This is a genomic window from Streptomyces longisporus (assembly GCF_039532765.1).
Classification (GTDB): Bacteria; Actinomycetota; Actinomycetes; order Streptomycetales; family Streptomycetaceae; genus Streptomyces; species Streptomyces longisporus.
In genome coordinates, this window is sequence record NZ_BAAASG010000012.1 from 194,582 (window position 1) to 216,921 (window position 22,340).

The window sequence follows — 22,340 nt, forward strand, 5'->3', positions numbered from 1 at the left end:
CGTCGTGCTGCCCACCGAGAACCGGCTGAGGCGGCGCGAGGACTTCGCGACCGCGGTACGACGGGGGCGCCGGGCCGGACGCCCGTCCCTCGTCGTCCATCTTCGTAGCGGTGCCACGGACCCGCACGCGCCTGGGGAGAGCGCTCCCCCGACGCGTGCGGGTTTCGTCGTGAGCAAAGCTGTGGGTGGTGCGGTGGTACGCAACAAGGTCAAGCGCAGACTGCGCCACCTGATGCGTGACCGAGTCGCCCTGTTGCCCCCCGGTAGCCTGGTAGTCGTACGAGCGCTGCCCGGTGCGGGCGACGCCGACCATGCACAACTGGCCCGAGACCTGGATGCCGCCATCGAGCGGCTGCTGGGAGGGGGCGCGCGATGAAGTACCCGCTGCTGGCTCTGATCAAGCTGTACCAGTGGACGATCAGTCCGCTGCTCGGGCCGGTGTGCAAGTACTACCCGTCGTGTTCCCACTACGGCTACACGGCCATCGACCGGCATGGTGCGATCAAGGGCACTGCGCTCACCGCGTGGCGCATCCTGCGGTGCAATCCGTGGTCGCTGGGCGGTGTGGATCATGTCCCGCCGCGCAAGCGCCCGCGGTGGCACGAAATGCTGCGTGGCGCCTGGCGTGCACGCAAGGGCGGGCCCTCCGCCGGCGAACCGGCCACCGAGGAGAATCTTCCTTCGAGCCCGGCCGCAGAGACCTCGTCCCATGCCCAAGGAGCATGATTAGTGGACACGATTGCCAGCCTCTTCAGCTTCATCACGACACCCGTTTCATGGGTCATCGTCCAGTTCCACTCGATGTACGGGAAGATCTTCGGTCCCGACACGGGCTGGGCCTGGGGCCTGTCCATCGTGTCCCTGGTGATCCTGATCCGTATCTGCTTGATCCCGCTCTTCGTGAAGCAGATCAAGTCGACCCGGGCCATGCAGACCCTGCAGCCTGAGATGAAGAAGATCCAGGAGCGCTACAAGAGCGACAAGCAGCGCCAGTCCGAAGAGATGATGAAGCTGTACAAGGAGACGGGTACCAACCCGCTCTCCTCGTGCCTTCCCATCCTGGCGCAGTCCCCGTTCTTCTTCGCCCTGTATCACGTGCTCAACGGCATCGCGACGGGCAAGACGATCGGCGTCATCGACGATCAGCTGCTCGCCAGCGCCCGTCACGCGCACATCTTCGGCGCCCCGCTGGCCGCCAAGTTCTTCAGCAGCGAGAGCCAGATCACCGCTCTCGGCGCCTCGCTGACCGACGTCCGTGTCGTCACCGCGATCATGATCGTGCTGATGTCGGCGTCGCAGTTCTACACGCAGCGCCAGCTGATGACGAAGAACGTCGACACCACGGTGAAGACGCCGTTCATGCAGCAGCAGAAGATGCTGATGTACGTCTTCCCGGTCATGTTCGCCGTCTTCGGTGTGAACTTCCCGGTCGGTGTCCTCGTCTACTGGCTGACCACCAACGTGTGGACCATGGGCCAGCAGATGTACGTCATCCACAACAACCCGACCCCGGGTTCCAAGGCCCAGGCCGCTTATCTGGAGCGCCTGACCAAGCACGTCACGCAGCACGGCAAGACCCGCAAGCGGAGCGAGAAGACCATCGTCAAGGCGATCGTCGCCAAGGGCCGGGACCGCAACGAGTTCGAGCGCAAGTTCATCAACGCCTTGAACAAGGCGGGTCTCGTTGCCCAGACCGACGGCACCGTGATGAAGAGCGAGAGCGCTGCCGCCGCCCAGTCCGAGGACGGTACGGCGACCACCGGTGGCGCCGCCGCTCCCAAGCGCCAGCAGCCCAAGCGGCAGAGCAAGGCCCAGCGTCAGTCGGGCACTGCGAAGGTGCCCGGCGACTCCGAGCCGAAGACGTCGCTGAGCAAGTCCGACGAGCCGGAGGACGCCAAGCCCTCCGCCGCTGCGAAGAAGGCCGAGCCGAAGCCCGGCGGCGGTACCCGCAGCAAGGCTCAGTCCGGGCAGCGCAAGGGCCCGCAGCGCCCCAAGTCCCCGTCCAAGAAGTAAGAAGGAGCCCATCCCGTGACGGAAGGCACCACCTCCGCCGCTGCCGAGGGTGCAGACACCCTTACCCGCCTGGAGCAGGAGGGCGAGATCGCGGCGGACTACCTCGAGGGTCTGCTGGACATCGCCGATCTCGACGGCGATATCGACATGGACGTCGAGGCCGACCGCGCCGCTGTCTCGATCATCAGCGACGCGGGCAGCCGAGACCTGCAGAAGCTGGTCGGCCGTGACGGTGAGGTGCTTGAGGCGCTGCAGGAGCTCACGCGCCTGGCCGTGCACCGGGAGACCGGGGATCGCAGTCGGCTGATGCTGGACATCGGCGGCTACCGTGCAAAGAAGCGCGCCGAGCTTTCCGAGCTGGGTGCGAAGGCGGCCGCCGAGGTCAGGAGCACCGGCGAGCCCGTGAAGATGAAGCCGATGACGCCGTTCGAGCGCAAGGTCGTGCACGACGCCGTCAAGGCTGCGGGCCTGCGCAGCGAGTCCGAGGGCGAGGAGCCGCAGCGCTTCGTCGTTGTGCTCCCGGCCTGATCGGTCCGTACGTTCCTCCGGCCCCGTCTGTAGCGCAGGCGGGGCCGAGCTTTGTCAGCCTGATAGTTCTGGTGGTCTCGGCGCTCGGTGCGCTGATGCGGTACGGAAGGACGGTCCCCGTGACGGAGGCAGCGGAGCTTCCCCCTGCGCCCGAGCAGGCGCGCGCGGTGTTCGGTGATCGCTTCGCGGACGCGGTCCGCTATGCGGAGCTGCTCGCTGAGGCGGGTGTGCAGCGCGGTCTGATCGGCCCGCGTGAGGTGCCTCGGCTGTGGGAGCGCCATCTGCTGAACTGCGCGGTGCTTTCCGAGGTCGTGCCCGAGGGCGTGACGGTCTGCGACGTCGGCTCGGGTGCCGGCCTGCCGGGCATTCCGCTGGCACTGGTCCGTGAGGACCTGAAGATCACACTGCTGGAACCGCTGTTGCGGCGTACGAACTTTCTCACCGAGGTCGTGGAGTTGCTCGGGCTGGACCATGTGACGGTTGTCCGCGGCCGTGCCGAGGAGGTCATGGGCAAGGTGCCGTCGGTGCATGTAGTGACGGCGCGGGCCGTGGCTCCGCTGGACCGGCTGGCCACGTGGGGCATTCCGCTGCTGCGGCCGTACGGGGAGATGCTTGCGCTCAAGGGTGACACCGCTGAGGAGGAGCTCAAGAGCGCGGGCACGGCGCTCAGCAAGCTGGGTGCGGTGGAGACGTCCATCTTGCATGTGGGTGAAGGGGTGGTGGATCCTCCGTCCACGGTCGTGCGGGTCGAGGTCGGGGAGAGCCCCGGCGGTGTCCGCTTCGCTGCGAAGAAGGCCAAGGCCGCACGGGCGGGGCGGGCACGCCGGCGCCGCTGATCCGGCCTGACGACGAGACGTACTCCACACAAGCTGCCAAACCTACGCACGCCGGAGTGTCGCGACAGTTCGGCCACCGCTGCTGTGCATCGTGTTTCACGTGAAACGTCGCTCACTGCTCCACGGCATCATCAGTCGCGGCCGCGCCGCTGCCGAACCCCGCGACCGTAAGCCTCTCGGTTCACTCGGAGAGGCACCCGTATCCGACGAGATCCGGTCCCCCGTGAGGGGGGTCGAGTTGTCCACAGAGGTGGATTTCTCCACAGAACAACAGGCCTCACTGGTTCACGACCCCGAAGACATGGGAGGCTCTGTTCATTGCGAGCCTGAAGTCGAGGAGAGTGAATCCTTGCGGTCCGACGCCAACATCGCGGGACCGATGACCGATCCGGTCCCCGGTCCCCGTACCGAGTCGATGGGGGAGGATGTTTCACGTGAAACACCGCCTCCGATGGACGACACTCCGATCGGTCGTGCTGCCCAACTGGCGGTGGAGGCTCTGGGCCGCGCAGGCGAGGGCCTGCCACGGCCCGAGCAGACACGCGTCATGGTGGTCGCCAACCAGAAGGGCGGTGTCGGCAAGACGACGACCACCGTCAATCTTGCCGCCTCCCTGGCCCTGCACGGCGGCCGCGTCCTGGTGATCGACCTCGACCCTCAGGGCAACGCATCCACTGCGCTGGGGATCGACCATCACGCCGAAGTGCCGTCCATCTACGACGTCCTGGTCGAAAGCAAGCCCCTCGCGGAGGTCGTCCAGCCGGTTCCCGATGTCGAGGGTCTCTTCTGTGCCCCCGCCACGATCGATCTCGCCGGTGCGGAGATCGAGCTGGTGTCCCTGGTGGCACGGGAGAGCCGACTGCAGCGAGCCATCCAGGCCTATGAGCAGCCGCTGGACTACATCCTGATTGACTGTCCCCCTTCGCTCGGCCTGCTGACGGTCAACGCGCTGGTGGCCGGCGCGGAGGTCCTCATCCCCATCCAGTGCGAGTACTACGCGCTGGAGGGTCTGGGCCAGCTGCTGCGCAACGTCGACCTGGTGCGGGGGCACCTCAACCCCACACTGCATGTATCGACGATCCTGCTCACCATGTACGACGGCCGGACGCGCCTCGCGTCGCAGGTCGCGGACGAGGTGCGCAGCCACTTCGGCGACGAGGTGCTGCGGACGAGCATTCCCCGCTCGGTCCGTATCTCCGAGGCGCCGAGTTATGGGCAGACGGTGCTGACCTACGATCCGGGATCGAGCGGTGCTCTGTCCTATCTTGAGGCGGCACGAGAAATCGCGCTGAAGGGTGTGGGTGTGTCCTACGACGCGCCGCATGCCCATATCGGCGCCCAGAGTGATCCAAGCATGGTGGAGGGGATTCAGTGAGCGAGCGACGGAGGGGTTTGGGCCGTGGTCTCGGCGCGCTGATCCCTGCTGCCCCGACGGAGAAGACACCGACTCCGGCCGCGATGGGGGGCGCAGGTTCTGCGTCGCCGTCGGCGGTGCCGGTGCTGACCACCGACCGGGGTGTGGCCGCGGCGAAGGTGACAACGCTGCCGCCTGTTTCACATGAAACCGAGGAGCCGTCGCTGAACGGCCTCGCGGAGGCGCCCGCGTCTCCTGTGGGCGCCCACTTCGCGGAGCTTCCTCTCGACGCGATCACGCCGAACCCGCGCCAGCCGCGTGAGGTCTTCGACGAGGACGCGCTGCAGGAACTCGTCACCTCCATCAAGGAGGTGGGCCTCCTCCAGCCGGTCGTCGTACGGCAGCTGGGCCCCGCCCGCTACGAGCTCATCATGGGCGAGCGGCGCTGGCGGGCCTGCCGTGAGGCCGGCCTGGACGCGATCCCGGCGATCGTGCGGGCCACGGAGGACGAGAAGCTTCTCCTGGACGCCCTGCTGGAGAACCTGCACCGGGCGCAGCTGAACCCGCTGGAAGAGGCTGCTGCCTACGACCAGCTTCTGAAGGACTTCAACTGCACGCACGACCAGCTGGCCGACCGGATCGGTCGGTCCCGGCCCCAGGTCTCCAACACGCTGCGGCTGCTGAAGCTCTCGCCGGCGGTCCAGCGCCGGGTGGCTGCCGGGGTCCTGTCCGCCGGTCATGCGAGGGCGCTGCTCTCCGTCGAGGACTCGGAGGAGCAGGACCGGCTGGCCCACCGGATCGTGGCCGAGGGACTGTCCGTGCGAGCCGTCGAGGAGATCGTGACTCTGATGGGGTCGCGGCCGCAGACGGCCCAGCGGTCCAAGGGCCCTCGGGCCGGCGCGCGGGTCTCTCCGGCGCTGACCGACCTCGCGACCCGTCTCTCGGACCGTTTCGAGACGCGCGTGAAGGTCGACCTGGGGCAGAAGAAGGGCAAGATCACCGTCGAGTTCGCCTCCATGGAGGACCTTGAGCGGATCCTGAGCAGCCTTGCTCCCGGCGAGGGACCGGTCCTGCAGAAGAGCCTCCTGGAGGACGATTCCGAGGATCCCGAGGCCTAGGCGGTCTGTGGGCGAGGGGCGGTTTCGCTCGCTGGGCCGTAAGAGTGGGCCGTGTCCGGTGTGTACCGGAACACGGCCCGCTCTTTGCTTTCAGGCAGTATCGATGGAATCGCTTCGTGGATACGATGCGTTCGGGTATGGCGCATCCACCTGGCAGTACCTCTGAGAGGGAGGCAGGGGCCATGCGAACGATGAGCCGCACCGGACTGGTGAGCGCAGGTCTCGGAGTGGGCGCGGTCGGCGGCTTCGTCGGCAGCCTGCTGAGGGAACGGAGCGCTCTGACAGCCGCCCGCGACGCTGCGGGCGAGGGAAGCGAGGAACAGGCTTCATGGGGCGTCGGCTCGTACCGCTCACGCTGGACAACCTTCAGGACCTTCCCAACCGCTGTCGCGCGTGTGTCTTCTGGGAATTGGACCCAGTCAGCGGTGAGGCCGCGGTAAAAGCGGGCACGTCCGCCCTGGAGAAGGAAGCGTGGATTTCCGCGGTCCTGCTGGACTGGGGGTCCTGCGGCCGGGTCGTCTACGTCGACGATGTACCGGTGGGCTTCGTCCTGTACGCCCCTCCGGCCTACGTTCCGCGTTCCACGGCCTTCCCCACGAGTCCCGTTTCGTCCGACGCAGTGCAGCTGATGACCGCGTTCATCATGCCGGGCTATCAGGGGCAGGGGCTCGGGCGGGTCATGGTCCAGACGGTAGCCAAGGATCTGCTGAGGCGGGGCTTCAAGGCGATCGAGGCGTTCGGGGACGCACGGTGGAAGGAGCCCGCGTGCGTCCTGCCGGCCGACCATCTTCTGGCCGTGGGCTTCAAGACGGTCCGTCCTCACCCGACTTACCCGCGTCTGAGGCTGGAGCTGCGGACGACGTTGTCCTGGAAGGAAGACGTGGAGATGGCGCTCGACCGGCTGCTGGGGGCTGTGCAGAAGGAGCCGGTGCTGAGGCCGCTGTGAAGGGGGTCCGGACAAGCGAATGGGCCGACCCTTCCGGGTTGGCCCATTCGTGTTTCACGTGAAACATCCACCGCCGACTCGACGGCTTTGCCGACTACTCGGCGATGAAGTCCTCGAGGTCGCGGACGATCGCGGCCTTCGGCTTCGCACCGACGATGGTCTTGGCGACCTCTCCACCCTGGTAGACGTTCAGCGTCGGGATGGACATGACGCCGTACTTGGCGGCCGTACCCGGGTTCTCATCGATGTTGAGCTTGACGACCTCGATCTTGTCGCCGTACTCGGCGGCAATCGCCTCGAGAGACGGCGCGATCTGGCGGCAGGGGCCGCACCAGGCGGCCCAGAAGTCCACCAGTACGGGCTTGTCGCTCTTGAGGACGTCCTGCTCGAAGGAGTCGTCGGTCACATTCTTCAGGGTGCCGGCCACGGCGGGCTCCTTAACTGGTTGGTGCGTGGGGCGGATGGAGGTCAGACAGAGGTCTTCTCGGGCTCGGCCTGCTCCTCGTCCGCAAGGGCGGCGAGGAAGCGCTCGGCGTCGAGCGCGGCGGAGCAGCCGGTACCGGCGGCGGTGATCGCCTGACGGTAGGTGTGGTCGACCACGTCACCGGCGGCGAAGACACCGGTCAGGTTGGTGCGGGTGGAAGGAGCGGCGACCTTGAGGTAGCCCTCCTCGTCAAGGTCGAGCTGGCCCTTGAAGAGTTCGGTGCGCGGGTCGTGGCCGATCGCGATGAACAGGCCGGTGACCGCCAGATCCGAGAGCTCGCCGGTCTTGATGTTGCGCAGCTTCAGACCCGAGAGCTTCTGCTCGCCCTGGACTTCGGCGACTTCGCTGTCCCACACGAACTTGACCTTCGGGTCGGCGAAGGCGCGCTCCTGCATTGCCTTGGAGGCGCGCAGGGTGTCCCGGCGGTGGACGATCGTCACGGACTTGGCGAAGCGGGAGAGGAAGGTCGCCTCCTCCATCGCGGTGTCGCCGCCGCCGATCACGGCGATGTCCTGGTCCTTGAAGAAGAAGCCGTCACAGGTGGCACACCAGGAGACACCGCGGCCGGAGAGGGCGTCCTCGTTCGGCAGGCCGAGCTTGCGGTGCTGGGAGCCGGTGGTGACGATGACGGCCTTTGCCCTGTGCACGGTGCCGGCGGTGTCGGTGACGGTCTTGATCTCACCGGTCAGATCGACGGAGACGACGTCGTCCGGGACGAGCTCGGCACCGAAGCGCTCGGCCTGGGCACGCATGTTGTCCATGAGCTCCGGGCCCATGATGCCGTCCCGGAAGCCGGGGAAGTTCTCCACGTCGGTGGTGTTCATCAGCGCGCCACCGGCGGTGACGGCGCCCTCGAACACGAGCGGCTTCAGCGACGCGCGCGCGGTGTAGAGCGCCGCCGTGTAGCCGGCGGGCCCGGAGCCGATGATGATCACGTTACGGACGTCGCTCACGGCTTGTTTCCTCGTCTCTGGACTGCGTCGTCGGACCGGGGGAGCTTCTCTCAGAACTCTCACCCCACCCAACGGATCCTAAGGGGCGCGCATTCCCACTGTGTCCGGGCACACGGAGACGCGACACGGTACGGGATACCACGCAATACGGAGACGAAGCGTGTGCGTTCAGGGACGGGTGTAGGAGTGCGTCAGGAGAACCTTCGCCTTGGCGGCGGACGCATGACTCACACAGCTCGCATCCACGATGTATGCGGTCACCTCGTTACTGGCGGAGGCGTCGGACATGACCACGAGCAGGACGTCCGTGCCCTTGTAGGTCCCTTCCTTCGCCGCGAGGGCCGGGTCCGTGCGCCCGATGCCGTTACGGACGCAGTCCGGGATCGTGGGCTCCTTGAAGATCTTGGGCTGGTTGCTCCCGCCCTCCACGCCGAGACTGTGCGGAGCATGCGAGGCGCTGCCCGAACCCTGGCTCTTGAGGAGACCGGCGACCTGGGCCTCCAGCTTGGCCTCCGAGAAGGTGTCCGGAGCGGCGGACTTCCCGCCATGGGCCTCACTAGCGGGTGGTTTCCCGTCGTTCAGCGATGTCAGCAGGACCGAGCCGAAGCCCAGTGCGGCGACGGTGAAGACGGTGCCCAGGATGGCGATCCTGCGGCGGCCGCCCCGCTTGCGCTGCTTGCGACCCGGACCGGTGGTGGAGGCGCGGGAATGTCCCGCGGTACGGTCTGCTGTTGCCGATGTTTCACGTGAAACACCCGCGCTGTCACCGGCGTCGTTCGCGACACGGGACGCACCGACGAGCGCCGGGGCGTCCGTGACACCGGGTGCCGTCGCGTTCAGCAGTGCCTCGGCCGCGAGAGCGGCATCGATCCGGCCTGCGACATCGGCGGGCATGCGGGTCGGACCCGGCACCGAACCGAGCAGTCCTCGAATCTCCTCCAGGGACGCGTAGACGTCCGCGCAGAGCTCGCACTCGTCCAGGTGCCGTCGTACGTCGGCAGCCCGGGACGGCGGAAGCAGCCCCTCGGTGAGGTCGGAGATTTCGGCGACGTCCGGGTGTCCGGCCATGTCCGTCGTGGATGTCACGCTCGCCCACCTCCGCCCTTCACAGCAGCTGAATCGCTTGGCCCGGTATCCGGCCCTCTGCCGCGTGGACCGGCAGTCGGCGGTCCCGCTGCCGGTGGGACGGATGTCCCCTGGGTCCGGTTCCGCCCCTCGCCCTGTTCCTTGGGGCCACCGGCGTTTTCCGGCCGGAGATGGGTGAGGAGCGGCAGAAGTCTGGCTCTGCCACGGGCGCAGCGGCTCTTCACCGTGCCGGTGGGGACTTCGAGCACGCGGGCGGCTTCGGCGACCGGGTACCCCTGCATGTCCACCAGGACGAGGGCGGCGCGCTGGTCGGGCGGCAGGGTGCCGAGTGCCTCCAGCAGCTGCCGGTGCAGATCGTTGCGCTCCGCGGGAGCCGATGCCTCCTCGTGCGGCTCCAGCAGCTGCTCCAGCCGCTCGGTGTCGTCGACCGGGGAGGTCTTGCGTGAGGCGGCCTTGCGGGCGCGGTCGAGGCAGGCGTTCACCGTGATCCGGTGCAGCCACGTCGTGACGGCCGACTGCCCCCGGAAGGTGTGGGCGGCCCGGTAGGCGGACACCAGGGCGTCCTGAACCGCGTCAGCGGCCTCCTCCCGGTCCCCCAGCGTCCGCAGGGCCACCGCCCACAGCCGGTCACGATGACGCCGCACAAGCTCGCCGAAGGCGTCCGGGTCGCCTTCTACATGGCGGGCCAGGAGGTCCTGATCGCTTGCGTCGCCGTATGCGGTGTCATCTGCCATCGGACCCCCTCCCCTGGGATGCGGTGAGCTTTCAGCCGGTGAACTTCAGGTCCGTCACAGCCTGCTTGTAGCCCGGGTCGCTGTATGAGTCCCCCGGCGCGTACGGCAGCGCCGTGAACCACACGAGTACATACCGGCTCTTCACCGGCTTGGCGACTGTCACCTTGGCAGACGTGCCGGAGGTCGTCGTGGATCCCAGTTTCGTCATCGAAGTCAGCGGAACCGACGAACTCATGGAGTCCGTCGCGTAGAGCGTGACTGTCGTGTGGTTGCCGCCGAACAGGAGCCCTATCGAAGCGGCGGAGACCTCCTGCTCCGAGCCGAAGTCGTAGACGATGCCGACACCGGGCTTGAAGGACGGTTTCATGTCCGGGCCGTCCTTGTAGCTGGCGGTGCGCCAGTACGTGGAGCTGTTGTTGTCGTACGTCTTGTCGACGTCGTTGGGGTGTTGGGCGTCACCCGTGGCGACGTACTCCTGGGCCCTCTGGATCTGGAGTGCTTTGGTCGGCTTGGGTGCGGCGCTGTTCTTGTCGCCCCCGTCGTTCGTCTGCGTCTTGTTCGTGTCGTCGGACTTGTTGCTGCTGTCCATGAGCGCGTCCGCGAGTTGCCAGCTGCCGAGGCCCAGGGCCGCGATGAGGAGAGCCGAGACGGCCCACTTCAGGGCCTTGCCGGTGCGGCTCTGCAGCGGGGCCGGGGGAGCCGGCACCGGCTGGGTGGCGCCGGGGTGCGGGGCGGGGCGGCCGTACGTGCCCTGCTGATAGGTGGTGCGCTGGTACTCCGGCGGCGCGGTGAACGCGGGCTCCGGCGGGCGGATGCGGGGCATCTCACCGATCGCCTTCACCAGTTCCTCCGGCGTGGTGCACGGGGATTCGTGGCGGGAGGCGGTCGCCCCGTCGTTGGCGAGTGCGCGCATGGCCAGCTCGGACAGACCGCGGTGGACACCGGCCCGCACCTGGTCGGGTGCGATCAGACCGACGTCCTTGGGCAGCCCCGCCAGACCGTACGCGTCGTTCTCGTACGGCCAGCGCTGGGTGAGCCCCGCATACAGGAGCGCGCCGACGGACTCCGTGTCGGTGCGCTGCGGGGTGTCCGAACTGATGCCACGCAGCGCGGCGTTCACGGCAAGGCCACGGATGCGCCACTGGCCGCTGGAGGTACGCAGCACAGCGTTGGGGTTCAGCCGCAGATGGGCCAGGCCCTCACGGTGCGCTGCAGCCATTGCGGAGGCGATCTGACTGACCATCTGGTAGGCGTCGTGCGGCTCCAGCGGACCGGAGGCGAGCAGCGTGGTCAGCTCGGCGGCGTCGGGCAGCCACTCGTGGACGACGTAGACGAGGTCGTTCTCCTCGACCGCGTCCAGCACCTGGACGAAGCGGGGATCACCGAGCAGCGCCGAGGAGCGGGCCGCGGCCAGCACCGAACGGGCCCGTGCATGGTCCGCGGGCAGGATGTGGACGCCGACGGCGCGGCGAAGCTTCTCGTCCACGGCACGCCAACTGCTGAATCCGTCCAGACGGGTGACGCACTCCTCGAGCCGGTACCGTCTGGCGAGTTTGTGGCCGCTGTGCAGCTCGGGTGGTGAGGCCTTCCCGGGACCTTCCGTCCCGCCACTCCCCTGTGCCTCGTCGATCTCCGTGTCCCGCTCCCGGTTCTGGGCCACCCCGTCGGCCGTGGACTGGTCCGCCTCTGCGGTCAGCGGTTGGTCGCCGCTGTTGTCTGCCACGTCGACGGCAGCCGTGCTCCGTTCCGCCACCGTCGTTCCTGCCTCCCCATTCAATGCGCGCCGGCCAACACCCGTGCGCGCTGTCCGACGCCGAAACCAATTGTGCCCACAGTCCGCCGCTATGCACGACACACGGTGGCGGACGATGGTTGTGCGCGTACCCCCGCGTCAGCGCCCCAGACGCCCGCGGACCATGCCGACCAGTGAGTTCAGTTCCTCGATGCGCATCTTTCGGGCAGCCAGGAAGAAGATCCCGAGCAGCACTGCGCCGCCGGCCAGCAGGGCCGCGAGAGACCCGACGACGCCCTGGCCGAGCGTGTGGCCGATCTCGTAGCAGGCGGCGCCGCTGAGGGCCGCTGCGGGCACCGAGGCGATGCAGAGCCTGGCGTACGTACGCAGGACGCGGGCGCCGTCCAGGTCGCCGCCGAGCCGCTTGCGCAGCCGGTTCCAGGCGACGCCGACTCCGATCGCGTAGGCGAGGCCGTACGAGGCGGCCATGCCGGCCACGGCCCAGCGGGGCGGCAGGGCGACGTAACACAGCGCCGAGGCGCCCGCGTTGACCGCGGCCACGATGACCGTGTTGTAGAAGGGTGTCCGGGTGTCCTCGTAGGCGTAGAACGCGCGCAGGACGACGTACTGCACGGAGTACGGGATCAGGCCGAGGGCGAACGCCATCAGCATGAAGCCCATGTTGGTGGCCTCGCTGACGCCGGAGGAGCCGAAGATCAGCGTGCACATCGGGATACCGAGGGCGAGGAAGCCGAAGGCGATCGGCACGATGGCGACGGCCGTGGTGCGCAGGCCCTGGGAGATGTCGTCGCGGACGGCGCCGCTGTCGTCCTCCGCCGCCGAGCGCGAGATGCGCGGCAGCAGGGCGGCCATCAGGGAGACGGTGATGATGGCCTGCGGCAGGCCCCAGATCAGCTGGGCGTTGGCGTAGGCGGCGAAGCCGGTGCCGTCGACGGGTGAGGCCTTCCCGGCCGAGGTGGACAACTGGGAGACGACGATCGCGCCGGCCTGGTTGGCGAGGACGAACAGGACGGTCCACTTGGCGAGCGTCACGGCCTTGCCGAGGCCGTGGCCCCTCCAGTCGAACCGGAGCCGCAGCCGGAACCCGGTCTCGTGGAGGTACGGGATCATCGCCAGGGCCTGGACGACGAGGCCGAGCAGCACACCGATACCGAGGAGCCGCTGGCCCTCCGGCGGGATGGTCGTGACCTTCATGCCGGAGTCGGCCGCGCTGCCATAGACCCACATGAACATGCCGAGCGTCACGATGATGACGATGTTGTTCAGGACCGGCGTCCACATCATGGCGCCGAACTTCCCACGGGCGTTGAGGATCTGACCCATCACCACATGGACGCCCATGAAGAAGATCGAGGGCAGGAAGTAGCGGACGAAGGTGACGCCCACCGCGTTGGCCGCCGGGTCGCTGGCCACCGAGTCCGACAGCAGGCGGATCAGGAGCGGCGCGCCGAGGACCGCGAGGACCGTGAGGGCGCCCAGCGCCACCATGACCAGGGTCAGCAGACGGTTGGCGTAGGCCTCGCCGCCGTCCTCGTCCTCCTTCATGGCGCGCACGAGCTGCGGCACGAAGACCGAGTTGAGGCCGCCGCCGACGGTCAGGATGTAGATCATCGTGGGCAGCTGGTACGCGACCTGGAAGGTGTCACCGAGCAGACCGACGCCCAGCGCCGAGACGATCAGGGCGGAGCGGATGAAGCCGGTGAGGCGGGAGACCATCGTGCCCGCGGCCATCACGGCGCTCGACTTGAGCAGGCCCCCGCCCTTCTTCGCCGGGGCCACAGGAGCTGCTGGCGGCACCGGCGCCGCGGGCGGCGTGGTGCCGAGGTTCATGGTCTGGTCGCTCGCGGGCGTGGGCGCCGCCGCAGCCTGGTACTGCGGGGTCGGCGAGGACGCGCCCGGCGCGGCCGCCGGTCCGGGCACGGACGGGGTATCCGACGGGGGGTATCCGCCGTTCTGTTGCTGGTCCCGGAAGAGATGCGCGAAGGCGTCCGGCTCGTGGAGCTCCTCGCCCGCCCGGGTGACCAGGTCGTCGACGCCCACGTACTGGGTGGTGCGGGGGTCGTCGCCGTAGGGCAGGTACTGACTCGGGCCGTCCGGCTCCGGCGCCGGTGTCTGGGCCCAGACCCGGGAGTCGGGGGCGTACGGGGACTGAGGCGGCTGGGAGTACAGCGGTTGCTGCGGCTGGTAGGTCCCCGGGGGCGGCGGGGGGTGGGCGGCACGGTCGTAGAGGGCCTCGGCGACCGGGTCCTGCGCCGAGAGGTCCTGCGCCCGGTAGGGGTCCTGGTCGTAGGCGTCCTGGAGGTACATGTCCGCGGGGGGCTGCGGCGGTACCTGGCCGTGCTCGGGCAGCGGGCCCTCGGGGGGGCCCGAGCTGCCCGCGGCCTGGCCGCGGTCACCGTCGTACGGCGCGTTCATGGTTACCCCACCTCATCGTCCCGGGCCCACCGGCCACGACATCCTCAACGGTCCACTCTCTCACCCGTGCCGGACGGGTCGGTGCTTTCCGGTGCGGTGTCCGGTGTCGGGTCACTCGGCTGCTCAGGGTCGTCTGCCCGGGCGTCGGTGCCGGACTCCTCCTTGAGACGGTCTTCGGGGCCCTCGGGGTTCTCCGGGTCCTCGGCGGTCTCGCCGGCCTCGTCGGGACCGCCCTCCTCGGCCTCACGCGCGGCCGCGCGCTTGCGCTGCGTGTACATCCGGAAGCCGGCGAGGACGAGCAGGAGGAAGCCACCGCCGATGACCAGCATCACGGTGGCCGTGAACTCGGTGACCTTGACGTCGAAGGTGACGGCGTGGCCGTATTCCTGGCCGTCCTCCGTGTACAGCTGGGCGACCACCGTGGCCTGGCCGTTGGCCTTGGCCGACGTGGTGAACTTCACCGTCTGGCTGTGCCCGCCGGAGACGGTGACGGGCTGCTCCTGGTACGCGTGACCGCCGATCTGGAGGCGGGTGGGGCTCGTCGAGGTGAGGCGCAGCGTCAGGTGCTGGACACCCTGTACCAGATTGTTCTGGACGGTCACGGGGATGGTGGCGCTGCGTCCGGAGAGCTTGGTGTCGGACTTGTCGATCAGCTTGACCTGGCCGGTCAGATCGGTGAGGTGGTTGTCGACGTCGTCGCGGAAGCTCGCCGCGGCGGCCGCGCTGCCCCGCCACGACGTGGACATCCCGCGGTTCATGGCGCGCCCGAAGGGGGTCACCACGCGGGACTCGTCGCTGAGGATGACCTTGAAGTTGTCGAGTTCGTCCTGTGTGGTCGCGATCTCCTCGAAGGCCGAGCGCGGCAGCTCCTGCTTGCGCAGCGAGGACGGATACGCGGACGTCGACGGCACCTTCGTCGTGGCACCCGGGTCCGGTTTGGCATGCGCGGCCGAGGTGAGCTTCTGGACCTCGGACCAGTTGCCGCCCTCGAGTGCCGACAGTGCGTCGGCCATGGCCTGGGCCTGGTGGGTCGTGGGCATGCGCTGCGGAGCGACGACGATGCTGCGCTGCTGGTTCGTCTGCAGGTTGAGCGCGAGGCTCTGGGCAAGGAACTGCTGCACGGCGAGCGTGCTGTCAGAGGCCGTCGTGAGGTCGCCCTCGAACGCCTGCGACAGGCGGGCGTCCGCGACCACCGCCGTGGTGCCGCCGCCGATCGGGCGGGCTGCGGAGGGGGTGTAGGACAGGCCGCCGGTCTCCTGGAGGCTGTCGCTGCGCGCGATGACCTGGTCGGCGCCGGCGGAGGTGGCGACCTTCACGATCGACGGATCGACGGCACCGTCCACGGGCCAGGCGAAGTCCGTGCTCGGTTTCACGTGGAGGATCGGCTCCACCGTGTTGGCGACGACGTCGGTGGCCTCCTTGAGGTGGCTCAGCGAACCGGTCACGCTCGTGCCGTTGTGGGCGAGGGAGGCGAGGTCCGGGTCGGCGAAGGGCAGCGCGACGACCTCCTTGTCGGCCACCGCCTTCTGCAGTTCGGCGAGCCACTGCTTGGCGACCGCCTGGTGCGTGCCCGCCGTGGTGGTGTTGCCGGCGGCCCGGACCCGATAGCTGCGGGTCATCGCGTCGACCGAGGCCAGCAGATCCGGGTCGATCACCCAGGTGACATCGAGGCTCTCGCCCAGAGACAGCATCTCGTCCAGGCGGCCGCCCGGAGAGATCTCCTTGGCGAGATCATCATTGAGGAAGACCGGTGTCTGCTGCTCGTTCGATCCCGTCTCCGCCGTCATGTGGACGGTGGACACCAGCGGCCACAGAAAGGTCGTCTTCGTCTTGGTGCCGGCCTCGTCGGGCTGCCAGGGCAGGAAGGTCCGCTGGATCCCGAGGACCTGGTCCCACGGCTGAGCGGCGGTCTGGCCGGACAGCGAGACGGCGAACTGGTAGACCCCGTCGTCACCGAGGTTCAGCTTGTCGACCGGCACGGAGATGCTGAAGGGCTCGGCGACGCCCGGAGTGAGCTGGGAGAACTTCTCGACGTACTTGCCGCCGATCTCCGAACCGGTTGCGCCCTGGAGGCTGTCACCGTCCTGGGCGACGTCCGCGACGGCCGAGCGCGTGTTCAGCTGAGGGCCCACGCGCAGTCCCACATGGGCGCCGGTGACCGTCTGCTTGCCGTTGTTGGTCACAGTGCCCGACACGGTCAGCGTGTCCCCGTCCGTGGGGACCTCGGGGCTGAGCGAGTCGAGGGCGACGGCCACCGAACCCGAGCCCGAGGCGTCCTGAGCGACGGTCTGACCAGCCGCGTTCGCTGAAGCCGCGGAGGGCAGCTGGAGGAGACCGGCCAGCAGAGGCGCTCCTGCGAGCAGTGCTCCGGTGCGCCGCAGCCACCGGCGGGCAGGTGAGGGACTCGTCCCCTGGAAGTCTGCCGCCTCGGCCACGCGCTCGCCCGTCCCTCGTCGTCGTCAGTGGTCGTCGGAATGTGCGTCCACGCATGGTAACGATGCGCGCTGAGGGGAAGTGCCGCGGACTGCCGCACAAGATCGGGAGCCAGGGTCCACCTGTCCTCTATCTGTACGTATAAAGAGAAGTGCGACCCGTACGCCCCAAGAGCAGAGTTTGTGCACCTCTTTACTGAAGTGTCCGTGGACGTTTAATGGAGGCGCCTGCGGTCGCCCGGGGCACGTACCCTCTTCTGTTGTGCCGAACGTCAACGAAGCCAACCTCAGTGCCCCGAGCCAGGAGCCGCACCGCGTGCCGAGTGAACCGCTGCGGGTGGATCCTGTCGCCGACGACCTCGCCCGCCGTTTCCAGGAGGCCGGGTTCTCGCTCGCCCTGGTCGGCGGCTCGGTCCGGGACGCGCTGCTGGGCCGGCTCGGCAACGACCTCGACTTCACGACCGACGCCCGTCCCGAGGACGTCCTCAAGATCGTCCGTCCGTGGGCGGATGCCGTCTGGGAGGTGGGCATCGCCTTCGGCACCGTCGGGGCCCAGAAGAATGCCCGCGTCGGAGACGCTGATAAGCACTTTCAGATCGAGGTGACCACTTACCGGTCGGAGGCCTACGACCGCACCTCCCGCAAGCCCGAGGTGTCGTACGGAGACTCCATCGAGGAAGACCTCGTCCGGCGCGACTTCACCGTCAACGCGATGGCCCTCGCGCTCCCGGAGAAGAAGTTCATCGACCCGCACGGCGGACGGGACGACCTCGCTGCGCGTGTCCTGCGTACCCCCGGCACTCCTGAGGCGTCCTTCTCCGACGATCCCCTGCGGATGATGCGGGCCGCACGCTTCGCCGCGCAGCTCGACTTCGAAGTGGCTCCTGAGGTCGTGACGGCCATGAAGGAGATGGCCGGTCGCATCGAGATCGTCTCGGCCGAGCGGGTACGGGACGAGCTGAACAAGCTGATCCTGTCCGCGAACCCGCGCAAGGGTCTGACGCTGTTGGTCGAGACCGGTCTCGCGGACCATGTGCTGCCCGAGCTGCCGGCCCTGCGGCTGGAACGTGACGAGCACCATCGGCACAAGGACGTCTACGAGCACACGCTGATCGTCCTGGAACAGGCGATCGCGCTGGAGGAGAACGGCCCGGACCTGACTCTCCGCCTTGCCGCGCTGCTCCACGACATCGGCAAGCCGCGCACCCGCCGCTTCGAGCAGGACGGCCGGGTCTCGTTCCACCACCACGAGGTGGTCGGCGCGAAGATGACCAAGAAGCGCATGGCGGCTCTCAAGTACTCCAATGAGCTGGTGAAGGACGTCTCGCGCCTGGTCGAACTCCATCTGCGCTTCCACGGGTATGGCACCGGCGAGTGGACGGACTCGGCGGTTCGCCGCTACGTCCGTGACGCCGGCCCGCTCCTCGACCGCCTCCACAAGCTGACCCGCTCGGACTGCACGACGCGGAACAAGCGCAAGGCGGCGGCGCTGTCGCGGGCGTACGACGGTCTGGAGGAGCGCATCGCCCAGCTCCAGGAGCAGGAGGAGCTGGACGCGATCCGTCCCGACCTCGACGGCAACCAGATCATGGACATCCTGGGAATCGGCCCCGGGCCGGCCATCGGCCAGGCGTACAAGTTCCTGCTGGAGCTGCGGCTGGAGAACGGGCCGATGGAGCATGGTGCGGCGGTGGCGGCGCTCAAGGAATGGTGGGCTGAGCAGAGCTGAGGCTGTGAAACGAGGTCATGTTTCACGTGAAACATGACCTCGGGGATGCGCGGTGGGGCGGTGTTTCACGTGAAACACCGCCCCAGGCGTGTGGGTGAGCCCTTACTACTTGGCGGAGTACGGCGTGAGGCAGAGGGTCAAGTCGCTCCTGCCGGTCTCCGTGTACTCGGCGTACTTGGTGCGGTCGCAGCCGGAGTCGTCGCTCTTCTTCTGGGCCACCTTGTACTTGGCCTTCGAGCTGCTGCAGTCCACGACCTTCAGGCCGGGGTCGGTGGTGCTCTCCGGATTGCTGATGCTCATGCAGTCGCCGACCTTGGCGGTGTCGGGGTCATGGCGGCTTGCGAAGTAGCCGACTCCGGCGGCTATGAGGGCGACGATGGCCACCCCGATGCGCAGGTACTGCTTGATGCCGCGCTTCGGCCGCTGCGGAGGAAGCGGCGCGTACGGCGCGGTGGCCTGCTGGGGGAACCCGGGCTGGCCCGGCTGCTGCGGGTAGCCGCCCTGGGGCGGATACGGTGCCTGGCCCTGGGGTGGGTACGGTGCCGAGCCCTGCGGCGGGTACGGTGCCTGGCCCTGGGGCTGGCCGTAGGGCTGTTGACCCTGCGCGAACGGGTTCTGGCCCTGGGGCGGAGTGGTCACTTGAGGGTCCCCCTGAAGAGTTGGTGAGCGGCCGACATAAGAGCCGCATAAGACCCCGGTAAGTTATCGGCTGCCACTGACACTCCTGTAACCCGGAGGGTCTCTGTGGCCTTGATGTGACACTTACCGGCGCTCAAAGCGGGCCATAGCCCCAGCAACCACCGCGTAGACAACGGCGACCGTGACCACCAGCGGGACGGAGCGACCGTCTGGTGGCAGCATCAGCGCTGCCACTGCCGCGGCGCCGACGAAGGCGACGTTGAAGAGGACGTCGTAGACGGAGAAGATCCGGCCCCGGAAGCCGTCGTCCACGGAAGACTGCACGACCGTGTCTGTCGCGATCTTCGCGCCCTGGGTGGTGAGGCCGAGGACGAATGTCGCGACCATCATCGGAGCGGCGGCGAACGGAAGACCGAGGGCAGGTTCCAGGACGGCGGCCGCCGCGGCGCACACCACGATCCAGCGGCCCGGCCCGAGACGTCCCGCACCCCAGGGCGTCACCACGGCCGCCGCGAAGAAGCCGGCGGCGGAAGTCCCCAACGCCAGCCCCAGCAGACGCAGTCCGTCGTCCGTGGTCGAGGCGAAGGTGTACCGGCACAGCATCAACAGCATGACCAGCAGCGCGCCGTAGCAGAACCGCATCAGGGTCATCGTGACGAGTGCCCAGGCGGCCTCCCGGCGCGGCGGTGCGGCGAGGTGTCGTACCCCTGCCGTCAGGTCACGGGCCGTGCCGGTGAGTGCCGTGGCCAGTCTCGGCTGCACCAACTCGTCCTCCGGCCCGAGCAGTTCCGGCGCCAGGCGCAGCGATGCGAGCGCCGCGCACAGGTAGAGGAAGGCGCCCAGCAGGACTACGGCGGCGTCGGAGTCCGCCACCACCAGCCGTACGACGAAGGCGAGACCTCCGCCCGCGGTCGCGGCGAGCGTACCGGCGGTCGGGGAAAGGGAGTTGGCCATCACCAGCCGCTCGGCGTCGATGACGCGCGGCAGCGCGGCGGAGAGTCCCGCGAGGACGAAGCGGTTGACCGCGGTCACGCACAGCGCGGAGGCGTAGAAGAGCCCGTCCGGGGCGTGACTGAGGATCAGGACGGCTGTCGCCGACGCCAGCAGGGCGCGCAGCAGGTTGCCGTAGAGGAAGACCTGGCGGCGGCGCCAGCGGTCCAGGAGGACACCTGCGAAGGGTCCCACCAGGGAGTACGGGAGCAGCAGGACCGCCATGGCGGAGGCGATCGCGGTGGCCGAGGTCTGTTTCTCCGGCGAGAAGACGACGTAGGCGGCGAGTGCGACCTGGTAGACGCCGTCGGCGCCTTGGGAGAGCAGGCGTATGGCGAGCAGGCGCCGGAAGTTCGCGAAGCGCAGAAGAGTGCGCAGATCACGGACGACGGCCATGGGGCACAGCCTCACATACGGGGAGGGTCCCCGGGCGGGCAACCCGGGGACCCTCTACGCCCTGGCAGGAGCAGTTGTGTCAGCGCTTAGCGCTCGACCTCGCCCTTGATGAACTTCTCGACGTTCTCGCGGGCCTCGTCGTCGAAGTACTGGACCGGCGGGGACTTCATGAAGTAGCTGGAGGCCGAGAGGATCGGGCCGCCGATGCCGCGGTCCTTGGCGATCTTCGCGGCGCGCAGGGCGTCGATGATGACACCCGCGGAGTTCGGGGAGTCCCAGACCTCGAGCTTGTACTCCAGGTTCAGCGGGACGTCTCCGAAGGCGCGGCCCTCGAGGCGGACGTAGGCCCACTTGCGGTCGTCCAGCCAGGCGACGTAGTCGGACGGGCCGATGTGGACGTTCTTCTCGCCGAGGTCCCGGTCGGGGATCTGGGAGGTGACGGCCTGTGTCTTGGAGATCTTCTTGGACTCCAGGCGCTCGCGCTCGAGCATGTTCTTGAAGTCCATGTTGCCGCCGACGTTCAGCTGCATCGTGCGGTCCAGGACGACGCCCCGGTCCTCGAACAGCTTCGCCATGACGCGGTGCGTGATGGTGGCGCCGACCTGCGATTTGATGTCGTCACCGACGATCGGGACGCCCGCCTCGGTGAACTTGTCCGCCCACTCCTTGGTGCCGGCGATGAAGACCGGAAGGGCGTTGACGAAGGCGACCTTGGCGTCGATGGCGCACTGGGCGTAGAACTTCGCCGCATCCTCCGAGCCGACGGGGAGGTAGCAGACGAGCACGTCGACCTGCTTGTCCTTGAGGACCTGGACGACGTCGACGGGATCGGCGTCGGACTCCTCGATGGTCTGGCGGTAGTACTTGCCGAGACCGTCGAGGGTGTGGCCGCGCTGGACGGTGACACCGGAGGTGGGCACGTCGCAGATCTTGATGGTGTTGTTCTCGGAGGCGCCGATGGCGTCCGCGAGGTCGAGGCCGACCTTCTTCGCGTCGACGTCGAACGCGGCGACGAACTCGACGTCACGGACGTGGTAGTCGCCGAACTGGACGTGCATCAGGCCGGGGACCTTGGACGCCGGGTCGGCGTCCTTGTAGTACTCGACTCCCTGAACCAGCGACGCGGCGCAGTTGCCCACACCGACGATGGCTACGCGAACCGAACCCATTCCGGTTGCTCCCTGTGTGTACGAGTGAGGCCCTGACTGGACTCTCACGTGGCGGTGTCGTCGGGCGTATCCGTCCCGGGGGTGTCCCCGGGACGGGGCAGGACGCCCGGCGCTCCAGATGTGTTGTTCTGCTGAGCGGACCCCCCGGAGGCGGGACCCTTCAGGTCCCGTCCGGCCCGCTCGCTCTCGATGAGCTCGTTCAGCCAGCGCACTTCGCGCTCCACGGACTCCATCCCGTGGCGCTGGAGCTCAAGCGTGTAGTCGTCGAGGCGCTCCCGGGTGCGCGCGAGGGAGGCGCGCATCTTCTCCAGGCGTTCCTCCAGCCGGCTGCGGCGGCCCTCCAGCACGCGCATGCGTACATCGCGCGACGTCTGCCCGAAGAAGGCGAAGCGGGCGGCGAAGTGCTCGTCCTCGTACGCGTCGGGGCCGGTCTGCGAGAGCAGCTCCTCGAAGTGCTCCTTACCTTCCGCCGTCAACCGGTAGACGATCTTGGCGCGACGCCCGGCGAGCGGCGCCGCGAGGGCGTCCTCGGGGGTGTGTCCCGGCTCTTCGATCAACCAGCCGTTGGCGACCAGCGTCTTGAGGCAGGGATAGAGCGTTCCGTAGCTGAACGCACGGAACACACCCAGTGATGTATTGAGTCGTTTGCGCAGCTCATAGCCGTGCATCGGGGACTCGCGGAGCAGGCCGAGTACGGCGAACTCAAGGATCCCGGAACGCCGGCTCATCCGCTCGCCTCCTTGCCCTATCTCGCTCCGATGTATC

At 68.3% G+C, this 22,340-nt stretch carries 20 protein-coding genes; 9 read left to right on the forward strand and 11 right to left on the reverse strand.

All coding sequences use genetic code 11. From position 1 onward, the window contains the following. Positions 1 to 4 precede the first annotated feature (4 nt). The 8 genes from rnpA (at position 5) to ABD355_RS26605 (ending at position 6,795) form a co-directional block, all read left to right on the forward strand. The gene (gene rnpA / locus ABD355_RS26570; RefSeq protein ID WP_078912589.1) at positions 5 to 376 is read left to right on the forward strand and encodes a ribonuclease P protein component; all 372 of its coding nucleotides are present in this window, start codon (positions 5 to 7) and stop codon (positions 374 to 376) included. Then, on the forward strand, positions 373 to 726 hold the full coding sequence (gene yidD / locus ABD355_RS26575) for a membrane protein insertion efficiency factor YidD (protein ID WP_266957591.1): 354 nt from the start codon (positions 373 to 375) through the stop codon (positions 724 to 726). Before rnpA ends, yidD begins: the two co-directional genes overlap by 4 nt. A 3-nt stretch (positions 727 to 729) precedes the next feature. Next, entirely contained in the window at positions 730 to 2,013 is a 1,284-nt protein-coding gene (gene yidC / locus ABD355_RS26580) for a membrane protein insertase YidC (RefSeq protein WP_344403183.1), read from the forward strand. Between the two features lie 15 nt (positions 2,014 to 2,028). Next, positions 2,029 to 2,541 carry a R3H domain-containing nucleic acid-binding protein gene (locus tag ABD355_RS26585; protein WP_266957587.1) on the forward strand — a complete coding sequence of 171 codons (513 nt, stop codon included), beginning with the start codon at positions 2,029 to 2,031 and terminating at the stop codon, positions 2,539 to 2,541. Between the two features lie 119 nt (positions 2,542 to 2,660). Then, the gene (rsmG, locus tag ABD355_RS26590) at positions 2,661 to 3,377 is read left to right on the forward strand and encodes a 16S rRNA (guanine(527)-N(7))-methyltransferase RsmG (RefSeq protein ID WP_344403185.1); all 717 of its coding nucleotides are present in this window, start codon (positions 2,661 to 2,663) and stop codon (positions 3,375 to 3,377) included. A 301-nt stretch (positions 3,378 to 3,678) separates the two neighbouring features. Next, positions 3,679 to 4,752: an AAA family ATPase gene (locus tag ABD355_RS26595; RefSeq protein WP_115907067.1), complete on the forward strand. Its 1,074-nt coding sequence runs from the start codon at positions 3,679 to 3,681 to the stop codon at positions 4,750 to 4,752. Then, positions 4,749 to 5,849 carry a ParB/RepB/Spo0J family partition protein gene (locus ABD355_RS26600; RefSeq protein ID WP_344403186.1) on the forward strand — a complete coding sequence of 367 codons (1,101 nt, stop codon included), beginning with the start codon at positions 4,749 to 4,751 and terminating at the stop codon, positions 5,847 to 5,849. Before ABD355_RS26595 ends, ABD355_RS26600 begins: the two co-directional genes overlap by 4 nt. 328 nt (positions 5,850 to 6,177) lie before the next feature. Next, complete coding sequence (locus ABD355_RS26605; RefSeq protein WP_344403187.1) at positions 6,178 to 6,795, forward strand: GNAT family N-acetyltransferase; 618 nt, start codon at positions 6,178 to 6,180, stop codon at positions 6,793 to 6,795. Between the two features lie 94 nt (positions 6,796 to 6,889). Here ABD355_RS26605 and trxA read toward each other — a convergent pair whose 3' ends face one another. The 7 genes from trxA to ABD355_RS26640 form a co-directional block, all read right to left on the reverse strand. Beyond that, entirely contained in the window at positions 6,890 to 7,222 is a 333-nt protein-coding gene (trxA, locus tag ABD355_RS26610; protein WP_003991504.1) for a thioredoxin, read from the reverse strand. A 41-nt stretch (positions 7,223 to 7,263) separates the two neighbouring features. Continuing rightward, on the reverse strand, positions 7,264 to 8,232 hold the full coding sequence (gene trxB / locus ABD355_RS26615) for a thioredoxin-disulfide reductase (protein ID WP_344403188.1): 969 nt from the start codon (positions 8,230 to 8,232) through the stop codon (positions 7,264 to 7,266). A gap of 168 nt (positions 8,233 to 8,400) precedes the next feature. Next, positions 8,401 to 9,318, reverse strand: a complete 918-nt coding sequence (locus ABD355_RS26620) for an anti-sigma factor family protein (protein ID WP_344403190.1) — start codon at positions 9,316 to 9,318, stop codon at positions 8,401 to 8,403. Beyond that, positions 9,315 to 10,052, reverse strand: coding sequence for an RNA polymerase sigma factor SigM (gene sigM, locus ABD355_RS26625; RefSeq protein WP_344403192.1), 738 nt, complete (start codon positions 10,050 to 10,052; stop codon positions 9,315 to 9,317). The genes ABD355_RS26620 and sigM overlap by 4 nt, the downstream gene beginning before the upstream one ends. A gap of 31 nt (positions 10,053 to 10,083) precedes the next feature. After that, entirely contained in the window at positions 10,084 to 11,805 is a 1,722-nt protein-coding gene (locus ABD355_RS26630) for a serine/threonine protein kinase (protein WP_344403193.1), read from the reverse strand. 138 nt (positions 11,806 to 11,943) lie between these two features. Further along, a complete protein-coding gene (gene murJ / locus ABD355_RS26635; RefSeq protein ID WP_344403195.1) occupies positions 11,944 to 14,220 on the reverse strand; it encodes a murein biosynthesis integral membrane protein MurJ in 2,277 nt (758 codons plus the stop codon). A gap of 44 nt (positions 14,221 to 14,264) precedes the next feature. Further along, positions 14,265 to 16,655 carry a DUF6049 family protein gene (locus tag ABD355_RS26640; RefSeq protein WP_344403197.1) on the reverse strand — a complete coding sequence of 797 codons (2,391 nt, stop codon included), beginning with the start codon at positions 16,653 to 16,655 and terminating at the stop codon, positions 14,265 to 14,267. A 259-nt stretch (positions 16,656 to 16,914) separates the two neighbouring features. Between ABD355_RS26640 and ABD355_RS26645 the strand changes: the two genes are divergently transcribed. After that, positions 16,915 to 18,381: a CCA tRNA nucleotidyltransferase gene (locus tag ABD355_RS26645; protein WP_344403198.1), complete on the forward strand. Its 1,467-nt coding sequence runs from the start codon at positions 16,915 to 16,917 to the stop codon at positions 18,379 to 18,381. A 105-nt stretch (positions 18,382 to 18,486) separates the two neighbouring features. Here the strand turns inward: ABD355_RS26645 and ABD355_RS26650 are convergent, their stop codons facing one another. The 4 genes from ABD355_RS26650 to ABD355_RS26665 form a co-directional block, all read right to left on the reverse strand. After that, a complete protein-coding gene (locus tag ABD355_RS26650) occupies positions 18,487 to 19,020 on the reverse strand; it encodes an LppU/SCO3897 family protein (protein ID WP_344403199.1) in 534 nt (177 codons plus the stop codon). A 123-nt stretch (positions 19,021 to 19,143) separates the two neighbouring features. Beyond that, positions 19,144 to 20,406 carry an MFS transporter gene (locus tag ABD355_RS26655; protein WP_344403200.1) on the reverse strand — a complete coding sequence of 421 codons (1,263 nt, stop codon included), beginning with the start codon at positions 20,404 to 20,406 and terminating at the stop codon, positions 19,144 to 19,146. A gap of 86 nt (positions 20,407 to 20,492) precedes the next feature. Further along, positions 20,493 to 21,575: an inositol-3-phosphate synthase gene (locus ABD355_RS26660; protein WP_115907078.1), complete on the reverse strand. Its 1,083-nt coding sequence runs from the start codon at positions 21,573 to 21,575 to the stop codon at positions 20,493 to 20,495. Positions 21,576 to 21,619: 44 nt separating this feature from the next. Further along, positions 21,620 to 22,303 carry a helix-turn-helix transcriptional regulator gene (locus tag ABD355_RS26665; RefSeq protein WP_099930059.1) on the reverse strand — a complete coding sequence of 228 codons (684 nt, stop codon included), beginning with the start codon at positions 22,301 to 22,303 and terminating at the stop codon, positions 21,620 to 21,622. Between the last annotated feature and the right edge of the window lie 37 nt (positions 22,304 to 22,340).